Genomic DNA, 21940 nt, shown 5'->3' with positions numbered 1-21940 from the left:
CCAAGGCAGTAAGCCAGTGTCAGGCGCAACAGGTCGCTCGCCGACCTGACGCCGCGCGGGCGCAGGAACGCCTTCGTCTCGCGGGCACTTGCTGCGATCAACTCTTCGCCGCCCAGAAGCTCAATCGTCTCGGCCCAGCCGTCATCAACAAGCGATTCGTGTGTCATCGCAGTGTAGAATCACACCCGATTCCGCAGGGCAATACCTATCTTAGCGCCTATGCCNCCGTCATCAACAAGCGATTCGTGTGTCATCGCAGTGTAGAATCACACCCGATTCCGCAGGGCAATACCTATCTTAGCGCCTATGCCCCTTGAGGGGGGAGATGGCCGGCAGGCCAGAGGGGGGTGCTGTCCCGCCAGCCTTTCCAAATGTCCTTTATTCGACACGCAAGCCCAAGCCTTTTTAGGGGCGAGGGTTGCCATTCCCGCGCAAATATGGATTCGATAATAGATCGAACAACAAAATTATCTATAATTCAAACCAGCCAGGGAAGCCGCCATGACCGACATCGCCTTTTCGCCCTCCAAGCCCTCCTTCAGCCCGTTGCGCCTGCAAACCCGCTCGTATGCCTGGCAAGCCGCGGCCATCGTCATCGGCACGCTGTCCATTGCGCTCGCCTCCTACATGGAAGTGCCGATGCTGCCGGTTCCAATGAACATGCAGACCTTTGCGGTGACGCTGGTGGGCGCGCTCTACGGCTGGCGGCTCGGCGCGATCACCATCGCCGCATGGCTCGTCGAGGGCGCTGTGGGTTTGCCGGTGCTGTCGGGCGGAGCTGCCGGCATCCAGCATTTTGCCGGGCCGACCGCCGGTTATCTCTTCGCCTTCCCGCTTGTCGGCGCGCTCGTCGGCTGGCTGGCCGAGCGCGGCTGGAACGGCAACCGCGTGCTGCTCGCCTTCGCCGGCATGGTCCTCGGCAACCTCGCCTGCCTGGTTCTCGGCACGGCCTGGCTCGCCCTCATGATCGACCTCGAACAGGCCATCGCCTTCGGCTTCTTGCCCTTCCTCGTCGGCGGCCTGCTGAAATCGGCGCTCGGCGCCGCGACGCTCAAGCTGTTTTGGAGCAACAAGGCGGACCCGGCAGGAGCATGATCCCGAAAAGTGGAGTCCGGTTTTCGGAAGAGATCATGCTCAAACAAAGAGATGGAGCCCCATCCCGATACCATCGGGATGGAACAGGCTCCGCTGGTGCGTCCTGACCGATGACCGTCCGGCTGCGCTCCCACCATCTTCTTTGCCTGCTGACCTATATCGGCGAAGGGTACAGCGCAGCCTTCGTCGCCAACTATGACGTGATCGCGAAACGTCTGGGCCGGGGCGAGGATATTCTGATCGTCTCCGGCCCCGACGACATCTGCCAGCCGCTGCTCGGCGGGGCGGAGCCCCACTGCTTGCGCGAAAGCGCCGCCGGCCGGGACGAGCTGGCAGCACGCGATGTCGGCAAGCTGCTGACCCGGCCGATCCGGGCCGGCGTCCGCTTCAGCCTCGACGCGGCAACGCTTGCCGGCTTGCGAGCCGCCTTTGCAGCCGGCGTGACGCGTGAGGCCTGCCAGGGTTGCGAGTGGGCCGGCCTGTGCAGCACGATAGCGGCAGGCGGATATCGCGATGTCAGGCTGTAGCTCCCAACCCCGATCTGCTATTGTCGGAACCGATAGTGTCTGCGTCGCCATGGTTTGTTAATCGGGTGACCCGATTGTGAATTCGGCCCGGATTGAAGCCTGACCCCAAAAAGGCCATGCTTTGTCAGGAAACATCGAGTCTATGGCTTCTCCGCGCCGACGCGGGATGGCGCTTGGCTGAAAGGGATACGATGCGGCAAGGACGTGCGCGCTGGCTCGCGGGGCTGGCAATTGTGGCAGGGATGGCGATTTCTCCGCTGCCTGCCTACGCCAAGGAATCGACCGACCCGGTCAAGATCACCTCCTTCTCGGGCGCCTATCTCGCCGCCCGCATCGCCGAAGGCGACAACGACCTCGACAATGCCATCGCTTATTACAAGCAGGCGCTCGCCTTCAATCCCGGCGACACCTCGCTGCAGCAAAGCCTGATGCTGTCGCTGATCGCGCAAGGCCGCTTCGAGGAATCGCTGGTCTATGCCGACAAGCTCAAGGCAGTTCCCGACGTCGAGCGCTTCTCGCGTCTGGCTCTGGCGGTCGATTCCTTCCACAAGAAGGATTTCACCAAGGCGCAGTACTGGCTCAAGCTGTCGCTCGAATCCGATCTCGACCGGCTGATTTCCGGCGTCATGTCCGGCTGGGCACAAGAGGGCGCCGGCGACCCCACCGGGGCGATGGCCTCGATCGACAAACTGCAGGGGCCTGACTGGTTCGGCCTGTTCAAGTCCTTCCACCGCGCGCTGATCGCCGATGCCGCAGGCCTGTCGGATAGGGCCGACGCGCTTTATGACGCGACCCTGACCGACGTCACGGCCGGCGGTGCCGCGCCCGAGACATGGATGCGCAACGCCCAGGCCTACGCGTCTTTCCTGGCGCGCAAGGGCAACAAGAACAAGGCGCTCTACGTGCTCGACAAGGCCGAGGCGTTCGCGCCCGGCAAGCTCGACATCCAGGCGCTTCGCGACAGGATCAGCAAGGGCGACAAGATCGAGCCCTTCGTCGCCAGTCCCTCCGAAGGCGCCGCTGAAATCCTGCTCGACCTCGCCATCGCGCTCAATCGCGGCGGCGGCGAGCCGTTCGTGCGCCTCTATCTGCAATATGCGCTCGCGCTCAAGCCCGACAGCGACGCCGCTTTGGTGCAGCTTGCCGCCGTTGCGGAGCAGCTGAAGGACGGCGAAGGCGCCATTGCGCTCTATAGCCGCATTCCAGCCTCCTCGCCGCTGAAGGAGCTTTCCGACCTGCAGCTCGGCCTCAACCTTGCCGATCTCAACCGTCACGATGAGGCGATCGCCCATCTCAAGGCATTCGTCGAAGCTCACCCCGATGACATGCGCGCCTATCTGGCGCTGGGCGGGGTCTATGCGTCGAAGGAGGATTTCCGCTCCGCCGCCACTCTCTACGACAAGGCGGTCGCGGTGCTGAAGACGCCGACCAATGCCAACTGGAACATCTACTATCAGCGCGGCATCGCCTATGAGCGGCTGAAGGAATGGCCCAAGGCCGAACCGAACTTCCTCAAGGCGCTGGAACTGTTCCCCGACCAGCCGCAGGTGCTGAACTATCTCGGCTATTCCTGGGTCGACATGAACATGAACCTCAAGGAAGGCCTGGCGATGATCCAGAAGGCCGTCGACCTCAGGCCGAGCGACGGCTACATTGTCGATTCGCTGGGCTGGGCCTATTTCCGCATGGGCCGGTTCGACGACGCCGTGCGCGAAATGGAGCGCGCCGTGTCGCTCAAGCCGGAAGATCCGGTGCTCAACGACCATCTCGGCGATGCCTATTGGCGCGTCGGCCGCAAGCTCGAAGCCACTTTCCAGTGGAATCAGGCGCGCGACCTGAAGCCGGATCCCGATGTGCTTGCCATTTTGCAGCAGAAGCTGATGAAGGGCTTGCCGCCGATCGAATCCAACACGGCGCAGGAAACCCCGAAGGTCAAGCCGGCCACCCCGCCAGCGCCGAAGGGGTGATCGGGCCATACTTCTGATGAAACGGGGCTCGCTGAGCCCCGTTTTTTCGGTTTGGTGTCTTAGAGCAATTCCAGGAAAGTGTGCGCGGTTTTCCGTTCGGAATTGCGACAGAAACAAAGAGATAGAGACGCCCTATCGGGATCGTCATTCTATGGCGGAGCAAGGAGCGAAGCGACGCGGCGCAGACCCAGCGTTGGCGCTCATTCTAGAACAGCTTTCGGTAGACGACGAACCCCGAGAGATCGCCGATCTTGTCGTAGAGCTTTATCGCCGTGTGGTTGGTTTCGTGTGTCAGCCAGTAGACGCGGCTGGAGCCTGCGGTTTGCGCCCTGGTATAGACGTCTTCGATCAGTGCCCGGCCGACGCCCTTGCCGCGCGACGCCTCATTGGTGAAGAGATCCTGCAGATAGCAGTTCGGCGAAATCGCCGTCGTGGTGCGGTGGTAGAGATAGTGGACAAGGCCGAGAAGCTTGCCTTCGCTCTCGGCGACCAGCGCATGCATCGGCTCATAGGCATCGAAGAAGCGCGACCATGTCATTGCAGTGATGTCACCGGGCAGGGCGGTCTCGCCCGAGCGGCCGTAAAACGCATTGTAGCCGTCCCACAGCGGCAGCCATTGCTCGTAATCCTCTCGGGTGACGGGGCGTACGGTGAACTGGCCTTGCATGGCTGAACCTTTGTCGTTGAAGCTGGGCGAGCAAACGGCCACCGGCACCGTCCGGCAATGGGCCAGTCCGAAGCAAAGCGTTCAACCTCTCATCAAGGCGGCCATAGGCGCTGCCTTGACGCCTACCGGCCCGGCAACTAGGGAATGTCTTCTTTTTCGCGCTTTCCGAGGCCGCCGTGACGTCAGACAGTCCAGCCCATATGCATCCCAGCCGCTCGTTCCAGGGGCTGATCCTGACCCTGCACAATTACTGGGCCGCCTATGGCTGCGTCATCCTGCAGCCTTACGACATGGAAGTCGGCGCCGGCACCTTCCATCCGGCCACCACGCTGCGCGCGCTCGGGCCCAAGGGCTGGAACGCCGCCTACGTCCAGCCCTCGCGCCGGCCCAAGGACGGCCGCTACGGCGAAAACCCCAACCGGCTGCAGCATTATTACCAGTACCAGGTGATCCTGAAGCCCAACCCGCCGAACCTGCAGGAACTCTATCTCGGCTCGCTCAAGGCGATCGGCGTCGATCCGTTGCTGCACGACATTCGCTTCGTCGAGGACGACTGGGCAAGCCCGACGCTTGGCGCCTGGGGGCTCGGCTGGGAGTGCTGGTGCGACGGCATGGAAGTGTCGCAGTTCACGTATTTCCAGCAGGTCTGCGGCATCGAATGCGCGCCGGTGGCGGGAGAACTGACCTACGGCCTGGAGCGGCTGGCCATGTATGTGCAGGGCGTCGACAATGTCTACGACCTCAACTTCAATGGCCGAGAAGGCGCCGAAAAAGTCACCTATGGCGATGTCTTCCTGCAGGCCGAGCAGGAATATTCCAGGCACAACTTCGAATATGCCAACACCGCCATGCTGCTCAGGCATTTCGAGGACGCCGAAGCCGAATGCAAGGCGCTGCTCGCGGCCGGCGCCCCGGCTTCGAACGACAATCTGCAGATGCACCGCATGGTCTTCCCGGCCTATGACCAGTGCATCAAGGCCAGCCACGTCTTCAACCTGCTCGACGCGCGCGGCGTGATTTCGGTGACCGAGCGGCAGAGCTACATCCTGCGGGTGCGCAATCTGGCGAAAGCCTGCGGCGAGGCATTTTTGCAGACCCAGGCCGGCGGGCTCGCCGCCTGAGGTTCAGGCTCACTTCATCATTTCGGGGGAAATGTTGATTGGCGCCGAGAACTGGCCAGACGATCCCGCCATGGTCCGCATAGCCTGCCGCACACCCGGCATCGAGAAGGCGCCATGCACCTGCGCGGCGAAACAGGCGCTGAGCGCGATGATCTGGAGAAGTCTCGATGCCGTTTTCATGGTCGTTCAGCCAATAGGTCCCTGCCTGAGCGTTGGTCGCTTCAGCGCTGCGTTTGGTTCATGGAAATCTTTGATCCAAGGACGGGCGGGCTGGTTGCGGCCCGACAGGGGCGGTCAAAATTCCTGGAAACAGCGGTCAGCCGAGTTGCTATGCCCTCTTACCTCCCCCTAGATGGGGGAGGTCGCCGCGAAGCGGCGGGTGGGGGTGACAGCGCGACGTTCCATGCCAAAACTCGATCGATTCAAGCTGCAGTCTGCGCAAAGGCTTCGCGCGGCGATGACCGACGAGGAACGCATCCTGTGGCGGCATCTGTGGCGCATTCCAGTAGAAGGCACTCATTTTCGCAGGCAGGCGAGTAGGCGTTTACTTCCCTGATTTCATCTCCCACCGGCTGAAGCTGATCATTGAGGTGGACGGTGCCCATCACAGCTTCGATGACCAGCTGCGCCATGACGAGCGTCGAACGAAATGGTTCGAGAGCCAAGGCTACCGCGTCATTCGCTTCTGGAACCATGAAATCAAAAACGAACTGGATTCCGTGCTCGATACGATCTATGCGGCGGTGGAAGAACGAAAATCACACCTGCGTTTGCGCGATGGTGCCGAAGGTATCGGCGGCTGAGAGGTCGCCACCCCACCCCGGCGCCACGCGCCGACCCTCCCCATCAAGGGGAGGGTGGGAGCTTAACCATGCCAGACCTGCTCTTAGAACTTCGCTCCGAGGAAATCCCCGCCCGTATGCAGCGCAAGGCGGCGGGCGATCTCAGGAAGATGCTGACCGACGGTCTGGTCGAGGCGGGTCTGACCTATGACGCCGCGCGCGAATACTGGACGCCGCGGCGCCTGGCGCTCGATGTCAGGGGCCTGACCGCGCGCTCGAAGGATATCCACGAGGAGATCAAGGGGCCGTCGACGACGGCGCCGGAACAGGCGGTGCAGGGTTTTCTGCGCAAGGCAGGCCTTGCCTCGGTTGCCGAGGCGCATGTTCATTCCGATCCGAAGAAGGGCGATTTCTACGTCGCCCATATTTCGAAGCCGGGCAGGGCGGCGGAAGAAATCATCGCCGAACTGGTGCCGGCCATCATTCGCGGCTTCCCCTGGCCGACATCGATGCGCTGGGGGCCGGCTTCAGCCAAGCCCGGTTCGCTACGCTGGGTGCGGCCGCTGCAGACGATTCTGTGCACCTTCGGCCCGGAGACCGAGGAGCCGGTGGTGGTCGATTTCGAGATCGATGGCATCCGCTCGGGCAATATCACCTACGGCCATCGTTTCATGGCGCCGGGAGAAATCACCGTGCGCCGCTTCGACGATTACGTGACCAAGCTGGAAGCGGCCAAGGTCGTGCTCGATGGCGACCGCCGCAAGGAGATCATCCTTGCCGACGCCCGCAACCTCGCCTTCGCCAACGGGCTCGATCTGGTCGAGGACGAAGGGTTGTTGGAAGAAGTGTCGGGCCTGGTCGAATGGCCGGTGGTGCTGATGGGCGAATTCGAGCAGGCCTTTCTTGCCATACCGCCAGAAGTGGTCCGGCTGACCATCCGCGCCAATCAGAAATGCTTTGTCACCCGGCCGCAGGGCGACGGCGAAAACCTCTCCAACCGCTTCATCCTCACCGCCAACATCGAGGCCAAGGACGGCGGCAAGGAGGTCGCGCACGGCAACGGCAAGGTGGTGCGTGCCCGCCTGTCGGACGCGCTGTATTTCTGGAAGACCGACCAGGGCGATCTGCCGGATCTGGAGCAGCTCGAGGCGTCGGCGAAGAAATTCGGGCTCGATCTGAAAAAGCCGCTCGACCAGCGCATGGCCCGCCTCGACCATCTCAATGTCACCTTTCACGCCAAGCTCGGTACGCAAGGCGATCGGGTGGAGCGGATCAAGCGGCTGGCGCAGGAGCTGGCGCCAACAGTGGCGCAGTCGATCTCCCCCCTCGAGGGGGAGATGGCCGGCAGGCCAGAGGGGGTCGCTTCGGCTGCCGCGACGCCGTCCGGTCTCTCGAAGAAAGAGGGAGTTGGCACTCCACGCGAGACGACCCCCTCTGTCGCCTTCGGCGACATCTCCCCCTCAAGGGGGGAGATTACCGCGCGCGCCGCTCGCGCCGCTGTGCTGGCCAAAGCTGACCTCACGACCGAAGCAGTGGGCGAGTTTCCGGAACTGCAAGGCGCCATGGGGCGCAAATACGCGCTGCTGCAGGGCGAGCATCCGTCCGTGGCCGCGGCGATTGAGGAGCACTACAAGCCGCAAGGTCCGTCGGATAGCGTGCCGACCAATCCGGTGTCGATTGCCGTCGCGCTGGCCGACAAGCTCGACACGTTGGTCGGTTTCTGGGCCATCGATGAAAAGCCGACCGGTTCGAAGGATCCCTATGCGCTGAGAAGGGCGGCTCTGGGGGTGGTCCGACTAATCTTGGAGAATGGAGTCAGATTGAAGCTCTATGCGCCTCTTGCCTCGAAAGCAGGCGCGCTCGCTTCTACATTAATTTCGACCAGGAACATGGACTGGGAAACGGAAAAACGCTGGTTTGAAGGCACCGACATTGATCCAAAGATGACTTTTGCCAAGGAGCTTTTGGCAAAGGGTGCTCGGGAGTTTCCGATGGAAGTACCCGCGTTTGAGAAGATTGGCTCCGACCTCCTCGCCTTCTTCCACGACCGCCTGAAAGTCTATCTCCGCGATCAGGGCGCCCGCCACGATCTCATCGACGCCGTCATCACGCCGCACTCGGATGACCTCCTGCAGATCGTGCGCCGCGTCGAAGCGCTCGGCTACTTCCTCGACACCGAGGACGGCAAGAACCTGCTCGCCGGCACCAAGCGCGCGGCCAACATTCTGGCTGCCGAGGAGAAGAAGAAAACGCGTGTCGCCGCGACTGTTGAGCCGGCGCTGTTTCGCGAGGAGGCCGAGAAATCGCTGTTTGCGGCGGTGAATCAGGCGGAGAGAGAAGCCGGCGAAGCGATTCAAAACGAAGACTTTTCCGCCGCCATGCTGGCGCTTAGCGTGTTGCGTGAACCGGTTGATTCATTTTTTGAACGCGTTCTCGTGAATGATGAGGACCAGGCCGTGCGCGCCAACCGCCTGGCGCTGCTGGCTCGCATCCGCACGGCCACCGATCAGGTCGCGGATTTTTCCAGAATAGCTGGCTAAGGGCCGGACAAGCCCGAAGACGGGCGGCGTTCACACGCCGCCCGTCTTGTTTTCAGTCCTCCCGGGGCTGACCCCGTCAGTCCTCCAAAATGCTGACATGCACGCTGTCTGAATAGACGTCGACCTGGATCAGCGGCTCGCCATTGACGATGGCGTTCCGTGTCGAGGAGCTCATCGCGCCACCGCGCTTCAGCATGCGTTCCAGATACGCGCGATCATCGTTGCTGCGGAACCAGTCATCGCCCTGGTCGTCGGCATCGCGCCGGTGGAACTTGTGCCAGTTGGCACGGTCCTGCCGCACCATCTGTGCTGCGCTGCTCAGCTCATAGCCGTCGCTGGCATGGTGGTCGCGATCGGAAATGCGCGCGACGTAGGACCCTAGCTCGTCACCGGCCTGCGCGCCGCCGACACCTATAGGTGACGCCAGCAACAGGCCGGCAATAGTCAAAGATTTCGTCATGTTCATGATAACCCCTCGCTCTCCTAGAACCCGGCGCGCTCATGCCAAACCCGATTGGCGAAATTGGGGCCGCCGCCGCCAAGCCGATCGTGCGCCGGGGCGTCGATTGGCGTCAAGCGGCATGGATTGGCCGACTGTCTTGGCCGACTGTTTTGGCTGAATGGCCTACTCGGCTTTGCCGACGCCCTCGATCGGCTGCTGCGGTGTTGTTGCCGGCTGCGGCGCTGCCGGTTGCGACTCGGGCTTGCCGTTCGATGCCGTTGCAGTTCCGGCTGGTGCGGTCTCTGCCGTCGGCTCAGTTGCCGGCGCCGCGGCGCTCGCCCTGGCCGGAGCCGGCGCGGCGAAGGCGCCGCCGACGATGCCGCCGCGAATGATCATCGGATCCTGCCTAGGCTTTTCGGGGATCGCCGCGACCTTTTCATAAGTCACATCGGGCTGGGCATCGCCGAGCGCGACGATCGATGGCGTCGAGGCGGTCCTGACCGGTTCGGATCCGCCAACCTTGATGACCGATGGCGTCGACGTCGAGACGCCGAGAAAGACGATCGACGAGGCGTGCGCCCCACCGGTCATCGCCGCCAGGGTGAAACCAAGCGCTCCAAGCACACGCATCGACATCGAAACCGTCCCCTTGCCCAACAAGCCGCCAGCCCTAACCCAAGTAGCCTTAACCCGAGTGGATTGATGCCGGCTTGCAGGGAAACATAGCATTTTAGGCATTGATAATTCGCCAACGCCGGCTTGCCCGAAAACCACTGCCGTATTAGAGCAATTCCAGGAAAAGTGAGTAGCGGTTTTCCGTCCGGAATTCCGCAAAAACAAATACTTAGAGCGTTTAAGCGAACCGCTGAACCGCTCTAATGCATGTCGCTCAAAAGTGGCCCCGGTTTTGAGAGAACGACATGCATCAAAACAAAGACCTAAAGCGCGTCGCATGAATCCGGTTCAGCGCGGCGCGCTTTAGGTCCGGCGCTGTGAGGTGATGCGAGTGGCTGAGATACTATCCGTCGGCGAAGCGATGGAGCGGGCGCTGGCGCTGCTCGAGGGCGGCGACGTCGTCGCCATCCCGACGGAAACCGTCTACGGACTGGCCGGCGACGCGACCAATGGCGTCGGCGTCGCCCGCATCTTCGAAGCCAAGGGCCGGCCGCGCTTCAACCCGCTGATCGCCCATGTCGCCGATCTGGCGATGGCCGAGCGCATTGCAACCTTCGATCCGCTGTCGAAGCGGCTGGCCGAGGCGTTCTGGCCGGGGCCGCTGACGCTGGTGCTGCCGCTCCGACCCGGCAACGGCATCCATCCGCTGGTCACCGCCGGGCTCGATACGATCGCGCTGCGCATGCCGAGGGGCTTCGGCGGCGAGCTGATCGCCAGGCTCGGCCGCCCGCTGGCCGCGCCCAGCGCGAACTCTTCGGGCAAGATAAGCGCGACGACAGCGCAAGCCGTGGCGGCCGATCTCGGCGCCAAAATCCGGCTGGTGGTCGATGGCGGCGCCACCCCGGTCGGGCTGGAATCGACCATCGTCAAGGTCGAAGGCAACAGAGTGCGGCTGCTGAGGCCGGGCGGCATCGCCGCCGCCGATATCGAGGCCGTCATCGGCATGAAATTGCAGCGCGGCGCAACAGCCGGCATCGAGGCCCCGGGCATGCTGGCATCGCATTACGCGCCGGGCGCCGCAGTGCGGCTCAATGCGCAAAGCGTGGGCGCGGGCGAGGCTTTGCTGGCCTTTGGCGAGCAGCGCGCGGAAGGCTGGCAAGCGGCCGCGGCCTTGCGCAACCTGTCCGCATCGGGCGATTTGCGCGAAGCCGCAAGCAATCTGTTCGCGTATCTGCAGGAACTCGACCGCAGCGGCGCGGCGACGATCGCCGTCGAGCCGATCCCGTTCGACGGCTTGGGCGAGGCGATCAACGATCGGCTGTTTCGTGCCGCTGCCCCACGTGACAAGCTCGACTGAGCGCCATAGTTTGCGCCCATGAACGACTCCCCCTTCGATCTCGACCCCACCCTCATCGACCGCTTCGCGGCAATCGCCGGCGACAAATACGCGCTGCGCGACCAGGCCGATATTGCGCCGTATCTTACCGAGCGGCGCGGTCTGTGGCATGGCAGGACCGCCTTGGTGCTGCGTCCCGGCAGCGTCGACGAGGTGAGCCGTATCATGCGGTTGGCGAGCGAGACGGGAACGCCGGTCGTGCCGCAAAGCGGCAACACCGGGCTGGTCGGCGCCCAGGTGCCTGACGCATCCGGCCGCGAGATCGTGCTTTCTTTGTCGCGGCTGAACCGCATTCGCGAGATCGACGTCTTCTCCAACACGGTAACAGTCGAGGCCGGCGTCATCCTGCAGACGCTGCAGGAAGCGGCCGATGCCACCGACCGGCTGTTTCCGCTGTCGCTCGCCGCGCAAGGGTCTTGCCAGATCGGCGGCAATCTCTCGTCCAATGCCGGCGGCACCGGCGTGCTTGCCTATGGCAATGCGCGCGAACTCTGCCTCGGCGTCGAAGTGGTGCTGCCGACCGGCGAGGTCTTCGACGATCTGCGCAAATTGAAGAAGGACAACACCGGCTACGATCTGAAGAACCTGTTCGTCGGCGCCGAAGGCACGCTCGGCATCATCACCGCAGCGGTGCTGAAACTGTTTCCCAAGCCCAAGGGGCGCGAAGTGGCCTTTGCCGGCCTGTCGTCGCCGGAAGCAGCGCTTTCGCTGTTCAGCCTGGCGATGGACCGGGCAGGGGCGGCACTCACCGCCTTCGAGCTGATCGGCCGGCGTCCGTATGATTTCACGCTGCGCCATGCGCAGGGCGTCACGCGGCCGCTGGCGCAGGATTGGCCATGGTATGTGTTGATGCAGGTGTCGTCGGGCCGTTCGGCCGAGGACGCCAGGGGGCTGATCGAAGAAGTGCTGTCGGCAGGCCTCCAGCAAGGCATCGTCGGCGACGCGGTGATCGCGGCCAGCCTGGCGCAGGGCGACGCGTTCTGGAACTTCCGCGAGGTGCTGCCGGATTCGCAAAAGCCCGAAGGTGCTTCGATCAAGCATGATATTTCGGTGCCGGTGGCATCCATCCCGGCGTTTATCGAAAAGGCGGCCGGTGCAGTGGCTTCGGTCAGTCCGCAGGCGCGCGTGGTCTGCTTCGGTCATATGGGCGACGGCAATCTGCACTACAACATCTCCCGGCCGGAGGGCGGTGACGACGAAGCGTTTCTCGGCCTCTACCACGCCATGAACCATGCCGTGCACGATGTCGTGCGCTCCTTCCACGGTTCGATCTCGGCCGAGCATGGCATCGGCCAGTTGAAGCGCGACGAACTGATCGCCACCGCGCCGCCAATGGCGATCGAACTGATGCGCCGGGTGAAGGCCGTCTTCGATCCGGCCGGCATCATGAATCCCGGTAAGGTTATCTGATCCTTTCAACATTTTGTGTCTGGTCTCATTCCGATAACCATCGCCTGAGATCAGCAAAATTTAACTGACTTTCTTAAGCCGCGCGGCAGAAGCTCGCGCTAATGTTTCACACAACGAGGCCGGGAAAACTGGCCCGGTGGGATCCGTGAAAGCGGCTCTCAGGAGAAACACAGGAAGGCAGCAGATGAACAGTGTATTGAAGCCCGTCTGGGCCGGGCGCAACATGCGCCTCGACCCATTCCGCCTGCCGCAAGTGGTGAGCTATGCCACGCGCGACGACTATGGCGACGTTACCTTCACCATCGACCAGCGCGGCGCCGTCATCCGCCGCACGCTCGAGATGAGCGGCGTGCCGGCGATCATCGCGCTGCCCGCCAACGCGTTTCGCGGCGTCGCCGCCCGCGCGATGGAGGATGCGCAAGGCAATGTCACGGTAACCCTCGAACTCCTGCACAACGACCCGATGCTGTCGGTGCCGCTGCTGGTGGCCGACGATCTCGACGACGTCGCCGCCGACTGGCGCGCCTGGGCCGACGCCTACCGGCTGCAGATGCTGCTGATCGAATCCGACGGCATTGCCCGCACGCTTGAGGAATCGCTCGGCGCCGCCATCAAGGCGCTGCCGGCCAAGGATCGCCGCAAGGGCCGGGTCTCGACCACGCGCCGCCCGCGCTTCCTCGCCCGCCGCAGGGCCGGCAATCTCGGGCTGAGGCTGGTGATCGACGGCCAGGAGATTATTTCGCGGGAGTAGCTTGACCGGCGATTGGCGAAACCGCCGACGACAGCCTTCTTCTCCCCGTCACTATACGGGGGTTGAGGAGCGGTCCGCGTAGCGGACGAAAAGCCAATTGCTTGGCTTTTCGAGTGACGAACGCCCGGCAGGGCGATGAGGGGCGGCGCTGACCGAGGCATTTCTCGCAATATCGCCGCTGTGCATCTCACCTCAACTGCAAAGATTGGCGCTGCCCCTCATCCGGCTGCCGCCACCTTCTCCCCGTAGTGACGGGGAGAAGGAGATTAAACCAGCGGCTTTAGCGCCACCCACAGCGCACCGCCGATCAGGCCGATGAAGATCAACCAGCCGACCTGGTTGTTGGATTTGAACAGCCGCAGGCATTGATCGGGATCGTCGATATCCAGAACCGCTATCTGCCGCGCCATATGGGCGCCGGCGGCGATCAGCCCGGCCAGCGCCACCACCGGCACCTGCGCCGAGGCGAAGGCGATGGCGAAGCAGACCAGCGTGCCGCCATAAAGCCCGACCAGCCAGGTCTTGGTGTTGTCGCCGAACAGCCGCGCCGTCGAGCGCACGCCGACGATTGCGTCGTCTTCCTTGTCCTGATGTGCATAGATGGTGTCGTAGCCGATCACCCACAGGATCGAGCCGATATAGAGCATGACGGCCGGGCCATCGAGATCGCCGAACTCGACCGCCCAGCCCATCAGCGCACCCCAGGAGAAGGCGAGCCCGAGCACCAATTGCGGCCAGTTGGTGAAGCGCTTCATGAAGGGATAGACGGCAACGATGACCAGCGAGACGATGCCGAGCGGAATGGCGAAGTCGTTGAACTGCAGCAGCACGACGAGGCCCAGCAAGGCCTGGATGACCAGGAACGCCCAGGCTTGGCGGCGCGTCACCTTGCCGGCCGGCAATGGCCGCGAGCGCGTGCGCTCGACCTTGTTGTCGATGTCCTGGTCGACAATGTCGTTATAGGTGCAGCCGGCGCCACGCATGGTGACGGCGCCGACAAAGAACAGGAACAGGAACCACGGCGACGGCAGCAATGTGAGCAACGGGTCTGCCGGGCGGGGATAGGCGCTGGCCGCAAGCGCTGCCGACCACCAGCAGGGCCACAGCAGCAATTGCCAGCCGATCGGCCGGTCCCAGCGCGCAAGCTGCGCGTAAGGCCACAGCCAGCGCGGCAATATCTTGTAGACCCAATGGCCGCTCGGCGCGTCGGCGACGCGGCCCTGTGCGGCTTTCGACTGGATGGTTTCCATCGTGCTGGAGTGGCAGCAGCGGCGTGCGCCGTCAAGCGGCCGCATTGTCGCTCAGGCGGTGAAAATATCGTGGCTGGCAAACCATTCCTTCGCCACCTCCGTGAAGGCCAGCGCCGCCTTCGACAGCCTTTGCCTTGTGTCATGGGTGAGGATGATGCGCTGCATCGGCAGCGGATCGGACAGCGGCTTGCAGACCAGCGGCAGCCCGTCATAACTCCTGTCGCCATAGGGCCTGGTGTAGCTCACCGCGACGCCGAAGCCGTTGGCGACCATGCTGCGCTGCAGTTCGAACGAACTCGCCGTCGATTGCGAGACCGGCGACAGGCCGCGGCTGAGGAACAGGTCCAGCATATGCTGCCAGCTATGCGGCTGGTCGGTGGTGATCAAGGGATGGGTCGCCAGCTCCGCCAGGCTGACGCTCGCCTGGCTGGCCAGTGCGTGGCCTTGCGGCAGAAGCGCGTGTGGCCGCAGCTCATGCAGCAGGATGCGGGCGAAGTGCGAGGGCAGGCCGAGATCGTAGGTCAGGCCGAGATCGATTGCCGCATCGCCGAGCCGCCGGCCCAGCGTCTCGAAGGTCTCGTCGCGGACCACCACGGTGACCGCCGGGCAGCGTTGCGAAAAAGCGCGGATCAGCGCCGGCGCGAAATAGGGCGCCAGATCCTCGAAACAGCCGAGCACAAGTTCGCCCCCGACATCGGCGTCGCGCGTCCCGAGCCCAACCAGTTCGTCCGCTTCGGCCAGCACCTGCTTTGCCTTCGCCACCGCGCTGCGACCGAACGAGGTCAGCGCGATGCCGCTGCCGCGCTGGCGCACGAACAGTTTCTGGCCGAGCGTCGCTTCGACATTGTCGATCGCCACCGAGATCGACGGCTGTTAGACGTTCAGCATCCGCGCGGCCGCGGTGACGCTGCCATGCCGTGCGACGGCGACGAGGTAACGCAGCTGGGTGAGGGTCAGATTCATAGTCTAAAACGATAAGAGAGATGAGAAGTTATTATTTTACGCGATGTGCGGCGGCTGCGATAGTCGGTCATCGAAACAGGGAAGACATGAGATGGCCGCCAGACATATTGATGCCGCAGCGATTGCCGACTACCAGCGCGACGGCGCGGTCTGCATACGCGGCGCCTTCAAGGACTGGGTCGGCACCATCGCCGCCGGCATCGAGCGCAACATGCAAAACCGCAGCGCCACGGCGTCGGACATCGCCAACGGCAAGGGCAGCTTCTTCGACGATTACTGCAATTGGGAGCGCATTCCCGAATTCGTCGACGTGGTGCGCAATTCGCCCGCCGCCGAACTGGCCGCAGCCGCGATGCAGTCGCGCAGCGCGCAGTTCTTCCACGACCATGTGCTGGTCAAGGAGCCGGGCACCCAGAAGCCGACGCCTTGGCACCAGGACATCCCGTATTACTTCGTCGATGGCACCCAGACCGTCAGCTTCTGGATTCCGATCGATCCGGTCAAGGAAGCGACGCTGCGGCTGATCGCCGGCTCGCACAAATGGGACAAGATGATCCTGCCGGTGCGCTGGCTAGATGACAGCAATTTCTATGCCGGCGAGGGCGACTACCTCCCCGTGCCGGATCCAGACAAGGACCCGTCGCTGAAGGTGCTCGAATGGGAGATGGAACCGGGGGACGCCATCCTGTTCGACTTCCGCACCGCGCATGGTGCGCGCGGCAATCCGACCGCGGCGCGGCGCCGGGCGCTGTCGCTGCGCTGGGTCGGCGACGATGCGCGCTATGTCGAGCGCCCCGGCCGTACCTCGCCGCCCTATCCCGGCCATGACATGAAGCCCGGCCAGAAACTGCGCGAGGACTGGTTTCCAGTGGTCTTCCAGAGCTGAGCCGCGAGAGCCGCGCTTCTGCTTCGGCTTGCCGATGCGTGCGACGTTGCCGTGCGCAACCGGCAAGCAGCGGACCAAAAGTCTTGACCCGCGCCGCGCAGCGCAATAGCGCAGTCCCTGTCGTGAAATGACAAGGGACATCGGCATGCGCGTTTTGTTGATCGGCTCCGGCGGCCGCGAACATGCCTTGGCCTGGAAGATCGCGGCCTCGCCGCTTTTGACCAGGCTCTATGCCGCGCCCGGCAATCCGGGCGTCGCCCGCGAGGCCGAACTGGTCAAACTCAACATTAGCGACCATGCCGCTGCCGCAACCTTCTGCAAGGACAATGCGATCGACCTCGTCGTCGTCGGGCCGGAAGGGCCGCTGGTCGCCGGCATTGCCGACGATCTGCGCGGCGAGGGCATCCGCGTCTTCGGCCCGTCGAAGCGGGCAGCGCGGCTCGAAGGCTCGAAAGGTTTTACCAAGGACCTTTGCGCCAAATACGGCATCCCGACCGCCGCCTATGGCCGCTTCACCGAACTGGCTGCGGCCAAGGCTTACGTCGAAAAGGTGGGAGCGCCGATCGTCATCAAGGCCGACGGGCTCGCTGCCGGCAAGGGCGTCACCATCGCCATGACGCTGGACGAGGCGCGCGCCGCCCTCGATGCTTGTTTCGACGGCGCATTCGGCGACGCCGGCGCCGAGGTCGTGGTCGAGGAATTCATGACCGGCGAGGAGGCGAGTTTCTTCTGCTTGTGCGACGGCACCACGGCACTGCCCTTCGGCACCGCGCAGGACCACAAGCGCGTCGGCGACGGCGACACCGGCCCCAACACCGGCGGCATGGGCGCCTATTCGCCGGCGCCGGTGATGAGCCCCGAAATGGTCGAGCGCACCATGCGCGAGATCGTCGAGCCGACCATGCACGGCATGGCCGAGCTTGGCGCGCCGTTCGCCGGCATTCTCTTCGCCGGGCTGATGATCACGGACAAAGGGCCGAAGCTGATCGAATACAACACCCGCTTCGGCGATCCCGAATGCCAGGTGCTGATGATGCGGCTGAAGGACGATCTGCTGGTGCTGCTCAACGCCGCCGTCGACGGCCAGTTGGCGCACAGTTCGATCCGCTGGCGCGACGATGCCGCGCTGACCGTGGTGATGGCGGCACAGGGCTATCCCGGGACGCCGGAAAAAGGCTCGGTCATCCGCGGGCTGGAAGAGGCGGCCGGCGATGGTGTTGAGATTTTCCACGCCGGCACCGCCATCAATGGCGGCGCGCTGGTCGCCAATGGCGGCCGCGTGCTCAACGTCACCGCGTCAGGCAAGACGGTCGGCGAAGCGCAGAGCCGCGCCTACGCCGCGCTCGACCGCATCGACTGGCCGCAAGGCTTCTGCCGCCGCGACATAGGCTGGCAGGCGGTGGCGCGGGAGAAAGCCAGCGCCACCTGAGCCTCAGCGCTCGGGAACGAGTTCCGTCGAAGCGGTGCTGACCGGGTCGGCGGCCTGCGAGAAGGCGGCCTCGAGCAGAGCCTCCGAACGATACGCAGTCCGCTTCCAGGCGACATACTCGGCAATGCCGAAGCGCGCGCGGCGCGGCACCGTCTTGACCACCGGCATGCGGAAGGCGGCGCGGAATGTCTGCCAGCGCGCGCCGAGCACCGCCACCATCTCCTCGACCGTCGGTGGCGTCGCCACATCGGCATAGGTGATGGTCACTTTTCCGGCGAGCCCGGCTGCGCGCGAGACTGGCACCGGTATCGAGGCGAGGTAGTCGGGCGGCACGTCGATCAGGCCGCCGAAGGGCCATTGCTGGCGCAGTGCCGCCGCGTCCATCGGCGCGACGTTGACGTCGATGTCGTTGGGCGTGCCGGGGACCCGGTAGGGGCAGCGCAGGCGGCCGCAATTGGCCTGCGCCGAAAATTGCCACAGCGCATAGCCCTGCCAGTTGCCCATCGGAAAGTGCACGTCGATGTCGGGCTTGTAGCGCGCATACCAGAGCGGCAGCCGCGACAGCAGACGGTATTGGTAGCGGTTGTCGGCGATGTACTGGGCGGTCTTGCCGTTGGTGTAGAGGATCGGGAAACGGCCGAGCCGCCGGTGCACCTGGCGCACGAATTCCTCGGCATCCTCGAGCGACATCCATTGCGAGGGGTCGTTGCCTTCGAGATCGAGGGCGAGCAGATCGTCCGCCGCCGGTTCGGCGAAGTCGATGAAGCTGTTGGCCTGCTCGAGCGGATTGCCGGGCCGGGCAAGATGATAGGCGCCCCATTTCAGCCCGAGCGCCTTGGCCACCACCTTGCGCGTCTGGAACAACTCGCGCGTCACTGCAAAGCGTTTCCACAACGTCTTGCAGAGTTTGACCGTGGTTTCGTCGCCGTAGCAGAAATAGGGCGGCGGCAGCCCGTCGGAGGCCTTGTTGATGAAGCCGACAATGCGCTTGTCGGTGGCAAGCGCACCCCAGTCGATGGAATTGTATTCATAGGCGTCGACCACCAGCGCGCGGTCGCCATCCCGCCACGGCTCGGAAAACTCCGAGGCTGTAGCCGCTGATATCAGCGCCATCATCGCCGCGAGAGCGATCGCTGAGCGGCGAAGAAGATGCGCCGGCGTTTTCAAACAGGGGATCCCCGCTGACCAAACACCGATGGTGGACCGGTATGGTTAAGGAAGTGCTTTCGGGCAGGAGTCCTGATCGCTCTCGCGATTTCGTCATTCTATGGCGAAGCAAGGAGCGAAGCGACGCGGCGCAGACCATAGAATCCATTCCGCGACTTCGAAGCGTTGCCACGGCGCAGAATTCTGCACCGTTGCGCCCCTGGCGCGAGGTCGCGACATGGTACTCGGCGTCCGCTACGCTCCCGCTCCACCCGTGGACGACGGAGTTCGCTACAAAATCCGCGTGACAAAATTTGACGTTTACGTAAAAAGAACGCCGGAGGCCGCCCAGAGGCGGATGGTTTTGCATCGGCCCGGGTCCTAGGATCGAGCGGTCGGAGCAGCGGAGGAGAAGCGGCATGTACAAGGCCCCGGTCGACGACATTTCGTTCACGCTCAAGCATGTCGCCGGGCTCAAGCCGGCACTCGACAGCGGCGCGTTCGGGGACCTCGGCGAAGACCTTGTCGACGCCATCCTGGCCGAGGCCGGCCGCTTCGCCAGCGAGGAGGTGGCGCCGCTCTACAAGATCGGCGACGAACACGGCGCGATGCTGAAGGATGCAGCCGTGACCACGCCGCCCGGTTGGAAGGCGCTTTACCGCAGCTGGATCGACGGCGGCTGGAACGCGCTGTCGGGGCCGGAAGAATTTGGCGGCCAGGGCCTGCCGACCATGTTGGGCATGGCCGCGCTCGAAATGTGGAACTCCGCCGCCATGGCCTTCGGCATCGGCCCGACGCTGACCATGGGCGCGGTCGAGGCGCTCGACAAGCATGCCTCCGAAGCGCTGAAGGCAAAGTATCTGGCGAAGCTCGTCTCCGGCGAGTGGATGGGGACGATGAACCTGACCGAGCCGCAGGCCGGTTCCGATCTCGCAGCCCTGCGCAGCCGCGCCGAGCCTGCCGGCGACGGCACCTACCGCATCTTCGGCCAAAAGATCTTCATCACCTATGGCGAGCATGATTTCACCGACAACATCATCCATCTGGTGTTGGCGCGGCTGCCCGACGCACCGGCCGGCACGCGCGGTATTTCGTTGTTCCTGGTGCCGAAATTCCTGGTCAATGATGACGGCTCGCTTGGCGCCCGCAACGACGTCAGATCGGAAGAGCACACGTCTGAACTCNACCATGATCTATGGCGACGGGTTCCAGGGTGCTGCGCCCGGCGCCATCGGTTGGCTGATCGGCGAGGAGAACAAGGGGCTCGCCTGCATGTTCACCATGATGAACAACGCGAGGCTTTGCGTCGGCATGCAGGGCGTGGCAGTGGCCGAAGCCGCGACGCAGAAGGCGATCTCCTATGCCAATGAGCGCCGCCAGGGCAAGGCATCGGACTTTTCAGGCGCCGGGATGGCACCGATCGTCCATCACCCCGACGTGCAGCGCAATCTCTTGACCATGAAGGCTTTGACCCAGATCGCCCGCGCCATCTCGTATTCCTGCGCCTACGCCATCGACTTCGCGCGTGTGTCGACAGGCGAGGAGGCAGCGCATTGGCGCGATCGCGCCAATCTGCTGACGCCGCTGGCCAAGGCCTTTTCCACCGATATCGGCGTCGATGTCGCATCGCTCGGCGTCCAGGTCCACGGCGGCATGGGCTTCATCGAGGAGACGGGCGCGGCCGCGCTCTATCGCGACGCCCGCATTGCGCCGATCTATGAAGGCACCAACGGCATCCAGGCGATCGACCTTGTAGCCCGCAAATTGCCGCTTGGCGGCGGCGAGCATGTGCATGGCTATATCGCCGAACTGAAGGCCATGGCCGACGAGGTGCGGACCTCGAACCTGCAGGGCTTCGGCCGCACCGCCGAAGCGCTTGACCAGGCGTTCGACGATCTCACCGAGGCGACGCGCTTCCTGCAGAAGCTGCTGGCCGATGGCCGTCTGGACGAAGCGCAAGCCGGTGCGACCCCCTATCTCAGGCTGATCTCGCTTGCCGCCGGCGGCGCTTATCTGGCGCGTGGCGGACTTGCCCAGCAGAGCCGCATCGCCCTTTGCCGCTTTTTCGCCGAAAACCTGCTCGGCGAAGTCAGCGCCTTGAAGGAACGCGTCATCGATGGCGCCGAGAGCCTCGCTACCGCCGGCAAGGCGCTGATAACGGCCTGAATACCAGAGCGCTCACAGGGAAGAATGACCGTGACAGACCATATTCTCGTCGAGCGCCAGGGCGCCATCCAGATCATCCGCATGAACCGTCCCGACAAGAAGAACGCACTGACGCGCGCCATGTACGCGACAATGTCCAAGGCGCTGGCCGATGGCGATGCCGACCCGGCGGTTCGCGTCCATGTCTTCCTCGGTGTGCCTGGCGCCTTCTCTTCCGGCAACGATCTCGCCGATTTCCTGGTCATCGCCACCGGCGGTGAGGGCGGCAACGAGGTCTGGGACTTCCTGATGGCGCTGGCCAAAACGGAGAAGCCGATGGTCTCCGGCGTCGACGGCATTGCGGTCGGCATCGGCACCACGCTCAATTTGCATTGCGACCTGACTTTCGCCACGCCGCGCACTGTGTTCCGCACACCCTTCGTCGACCTCGGCCTGGTGCCGGAGGCGGGCTCCAGCCTGCTGGCGCCGCTCATCCTCGGCAGGCAGGGCGCCTTCGCGCTGCTTGGGCTCGGCGAAGGTTTTTCCGCCGAACGCGCCAAGGCCGCCGGCCTGATCTATGAGGTGGTCGAGGAGGACGGGCTAGAAGCCGCGGTACTCGCAGCGGCCGGCGCGATCGCCGCCAAGCCGCCGCAGGCGCTGAAGATCGCTCGTGACCTGATGCGCGCCCCGCGCGACGAGCTTGTCGCCCGCATCAAGGTGGAGAGCGAGCATTTCTCCGAGCGGCTGAAGTCCGACGAAGCGCGCGCCGCGTTGACGGCCTTCATGACGCGCAAGAAGGCCTGAACCT

General features: G+C 64.0%; 19 protein-coding genes and 1 pseudogene. 13 read left to right on the top strand and 7 right to left on the bottom strand.

Annotation, left to right across the window (positions count from 1 at the left end; translation table 11 throughout):
* Positions 1-501 precede the first annotated feature (501 nt).
* From X756_RS140075 to X756_RS140085, 3 genes are all read left to right on the top strand, one after another.
* Positions 502-1095 carry a biotin transporter BioY gene (locus X756_RS140075; protein ID WP_023731344.1) on the top strand — a complete coding sequence of 198 codons (594 nt, stop codon included), beginning with the start codon at positions 502-504 and terminating at the stop codon, positions 1093-1095.
* 110 nt (positions 1096-1205) lie between these two features.
* On the top strand, positions 1206-1622 hold the full coding sequence (locus X756_RS140080) for a DUF1284 domain-containing protein (RefSeq protein WP_023731343.1): 417 nt from the start codon (positions 1206-1208) through the stop codon (positions 1620-1622).
* Positions 1623-1813: 191 nt separating this feature from the next.
* Positions 1814-3589 (top strand): tetratricopeptide repeat protein, encoded by a 1776-nt coding sequence (locus X756_RS140085; protein WP_031239426.1) that lies wholly within the window; start codon positions 1814-1816, stop codon positions 3587-3589.
* Positions 3590-3794: 205 nt separating this feature from the next.
* On the opposite strand, the gene X756_RS140090 is transcribed toward X756_RS140085, so the two are convergent.
* Positions 3795-4256 carry a GNAT family N-acetyltransferase gene (locus tag X756_RS140090; RefSeq protein ID WP_031239423.1) on the bottom strand — a complete coding sequence of 154 codons (462 nt, stop codon included), beginning with the start codon at positions 4254-4256 and terminating at the stop codon, positions 3795-3797.
* A 176-nt stretch (positions 4257-4432) separates the two neighbouring features.
* Here X756_RS140090 and X756_RS140095 point away from each other — a divergent pair, with 176 nt between their 5' ends.
* Entirely contained in the window at positions 4433-5377 is a 945-nt protein-coding gene (locus X756_RS140095) for a glycine--tRNA ligase subunit alpha (RefSeq protein WP_050589306.1), read from the top strand.
* A gap of 9 nt (positions 5378-5386) precedes the next feature.
* Here the strand turns inward: X756_RS140095 and X756_RS1000000169515 are convergent, their stop codons facing one another.
* Entirely contained in the window at positions 5387-5557 is a 171-nt protein-coding gene (locus X756_RS1000000169515; protein ID WP_023702047.1) for a hypothetical protein, read from the bottom strand.
* Positions 5558-5729: 172 nt separating this feature from the next.
* Here X756_RS1000000169515 and X756_RS1000000170630 point away from each other — a divergent pair, with 172 nt between their 5' ends.
* From X756_RS1000000170630 to glyS, 3 genes are all read left to right on the top strand, one after another.
* Entirely contained in the window at positions 5730-5933 is a 204-nt protein-coding gene (locus tag X756_RS1000000170630; RefSeq protein WP_348529835.1) for a DUF559 domain-containing protein, read from the top strand.
* Positions 5934-5967: 34 nt separating this feature from the next.
* On the top strand, positions 5968-6180 hold the full coding sequence (locus X756_RS1000000170450) for a DUF559 domain-containing protein (protein WP_023731339.1): 213 nt from the start codon (positions 5968-5970) through the stop codon (positions 6178-6180).
* Between the two features lie 68 nt (positions 6181-6248).
* Complete coding sequence (gene glyS, locus X756_RS140100) at positions 6249-8699, top strand: glycine--tRNA ligase subunit beta (protein WP_031239420.1); 2451 nt, start codon at positions 6249-6251, stop codon at positions 8697-8699.
* Positions 8700-8775: 76 nt separating this feature from the next.
* Here the strand turns inward: glyS and X756_RS140105 are convergent, their stop codons facing one another.
* Positions 8776-9159 (bottom strand): hypothetical protein, encoded by a 384-nt coding sequence (locus tag X756_RS140105; protein WP_081732299.1) that lies wholly within the window; start codon positions 9157-9159, stop codon positions 8776-8778.
* A gap of 165 nt (positions 9160-9324) precedes the next feature.
* Positions 9325-9777 (bottom strand): hypothetical protein, encoded by a 453-nt coding sequence (locus X756_RS140110; RefSeq protein ID WP_023684360.1) that lies wholly within the window; start codon positions 9775-9777, stop codon positions 9325-9327.
* A 370-nt stretch (positions 9778-10147) separates the two neighbouring features.
* Between X756_RS140110 and X756_RS140115 the strand changes: the two genes are divergently transcribed.
* From X756_RS140115 to X756_RS140125, 3 genes are all read left to right on the top strand, one after another.
* A complete protein-coding gene (locus X756_RS140115) occupies positions 10148-11113 on the top strand; it encodes an L-threonylcarbamoyladenylate synthase (protein WP_031239417.1) in 966 nt (321 codons plus the stop codon).
* Between the two features lie 18 nt (positions 11114-11131).
* Complete coding sequence (locus X756_RS140120) at positions 11132-12562, top strand: FAD-binding oxidoreductase (protein WP_023731336.1); 1431 nt, start codon at positions 11132-11134, stop codon at positions 12560-12562.
* Between the two features lie 184 nt (positions 12563-12746).
* Entirely contained in the window at positions 12747-13313 is a 567-nt protein-coding gene (locus tag X756_RS140125) for a DUF6101 family protein (RefSeq protein WP_023668457.1), read from the top strand.
* A 266-nt stretch (positions 13314-13579) separates the two neighbouring features.
* Here the strand turns inward: X756_RS140125 and ubiA are convergent, their stop codons facing one another.
* Positions 13580-14563: a 4-hydroxybenzoate octaprenyltransferase gene (gene ubiA / locus X756_RS140130; RefSeq protein ID WP_023731335.1), complete on the bottom strand. Its 984-nt coding sequence runs from the start codon at positions 14561-14563 to the stop codon at positions 13580-13582.
* Between the two features lie 51 nt (positions 14564-14614).
* A pseudogene (locus X756_RS03940) lies at positions 14615-15526 on the bottom strand (LysR family transcriptional regulator).
* 91 nt (positions 15527-15617) lie between these two features.
* Here X756_RS03940 and X756_RS140135 point away from each other — a divergent pair.
* Positions 15618-16412: a phytanoyl-CoA dioxygenase family protein gene (locus tag X756_RS140135; protein WP_023706642.1), complete on the top strand. Its 795-nt coding sequence runs from the start codon at positions 15618-15620 to the stop codon at positions 16410-16412.
* A gap of 145 nt (positions 16413-16557) precedes the next feature.
* Positions 16558-17841, top strand: coding sequence for a phosphoribosylamine--glycine ligase (gene purD, locus X756_RS140140; protein ID WP_023731332.1), 1284 nt, complete (start codon positions 16558-16560; stop codon positions 17839-17841).
* Positions 17842-17844: 3 nt separating this feature from the next.
* Here purD and X756_RS140145 read toward each other — a convergent pair whose 3' ends face one another.
* Entirely contained in the window at positions 17845-18957 is a 1113-nt protein-coding gene (locus X756_RS140145; protein ID WP_023731331.1) for a glycoside hydrolase family 25 protein, read from the bottom strand.
* A gap of 2226 nt (positions 18958-21183) precedes the next feature.
* Between X756_RS140145 and X756_RS140150 the strand changes: the two genes are divergently transcribed.
* Positions 21184-21936 carry a crotonase/enoyl-CoA hydratase family protein gene (locus tag X756_RS140150; protein ID WP_031239413.1) on the top strand — a complete coding sequence of 251 codons (753 nt, stop codon included), beginning with the start codon at positions 21184-21186 and terminating at the stop codon, positions 21934-21936.
* The last annotated feature ends 4 nt before the right edge of the window (positions 21937-21940 follow it).

Source organism: Mesorhizobium sp. LNJC405B00 (assembly GCF_000502615.1).
Lineage (GTDB): Bacteria > Pseudomonadota > Alphaproteobacteria > Rhizobiales > Rhizobiaceae > Mesorhizobium.
This window is presented reverse-complemented; position numbering and strand designations above follow the sequence as displayed.

What these genes read in the sequence shown, in the direction of transcription:
- X756_RS140075 (WP_023731344.1), top strand. Translation starts at nt 502, where the DNA reads ATGACCGACATCGCCTTTTCGCCCTCCAAGCCCTCCTTCAGCCCGTTG.
- X756_RS140080 (WP_023731343.1), top strand. Translation starts at nt 1,206, where the DNA reads ATGACCGTCCGGCTGCGCTCCCACCATCTTCTTTGCCTGCTGACCTAT.
- X756_RS140085 (WP_031239426.1), top strand. Translation starts at nt 1,814, where the DNA reads ATGCGGCAAGGACGTGCGCGCTGGCTCGCGGGGCTGGCAATTGTGGCA.
- X756_RS140090 (WP_031239423.1), bottom strand. Translation starts at nt 4,256, where the DNA reads ATGCAAGGCCAGTTCACCGTACGCCCCGTCACCCGAGAGGATTACGAG.
- X756_RS1000000169515 (WP_023702047.1), bottom strand. Translation starts at nt 5,557, where the DNA reads ATGAAAACGGCATCGAGACTTCTCCAGATCATCGCGCTCAGCGCCTGT.
- X756_RS1000000170630 (WP_348529835.1), top strand. Translation starts at nt 5,730, where the DNA reads ATGGGGGAGGTCGCCGCGAAGCGGCGGGTGGGGGTGACAGCGCGACGT.
- glyS (WP_031239420.1), top strand. Translation starts at nt 6,249, where the DNA reads ATGCCAGACCTGCTCTTAGAACTTCGCTCCGAGGAAATCCCCGCCCGT.
- X756_RS140105 (WP_081732299.1), bottom strand. Translation starts at nt 9,159, where the DNA reads ATGACGAAATCTTTGACTATTGCCGGCCTGTTGCTGGCGTCACCTATA.
- X756_RS140110 (WP_023684360.1), bottom strand. Translation starts at nt 9,777, where the DNA reads ATGTCGATGCGTGTGCTTGGAGCGCTTGGTTTCACCCTGGCGGCGATG.
- X756_RS140120 (WP_023731336.1), top strand. Translation starts at nt 11,132, where the DNA reads ATGAACGACTCCCCCTTCGATCTCGACCCCACCCTCATCGACCGCTTC.
- X756_RS140125 (WP_023668457.1), top strand. Translation starts at nt 12,747, where the DNA reads ATGAACAGTGTATTGAAGCCCGTCTGGGCCGGGCGCAACATGCGCCTC.
- ubiA (WP_023731335.1), bottom strand. Translation starts at nt 14,563, where the DNA reads ATGGAAACCATCCAGTCGAAAGCCGCACAGGGCCGCGTCGCCGACGCG.
- X756_RS140135 (WP_023706642.1), top strand. Translation starts at nt 15,618, where the DNA reads ATGGCCGCCAGACATATTGATGCCGCAGCGATTGCCGACTACCAGCGC.
- purD (WP_023731332.1), top strand. Translation starts at nt 16,558, where the DNA reads ATGCGCGTTTTGTTGATCGGCTCCGGCGGCCGCGAACATGCCTTGGCC.
- X756_RS140145 (WP_023731331.1), bottom strand. Translation starts at nt 18,957, where the DNA reads ATGATGGCGCTGATATCAGCGGCTACAGCCTCGGAGTTTTCCGAGCCG.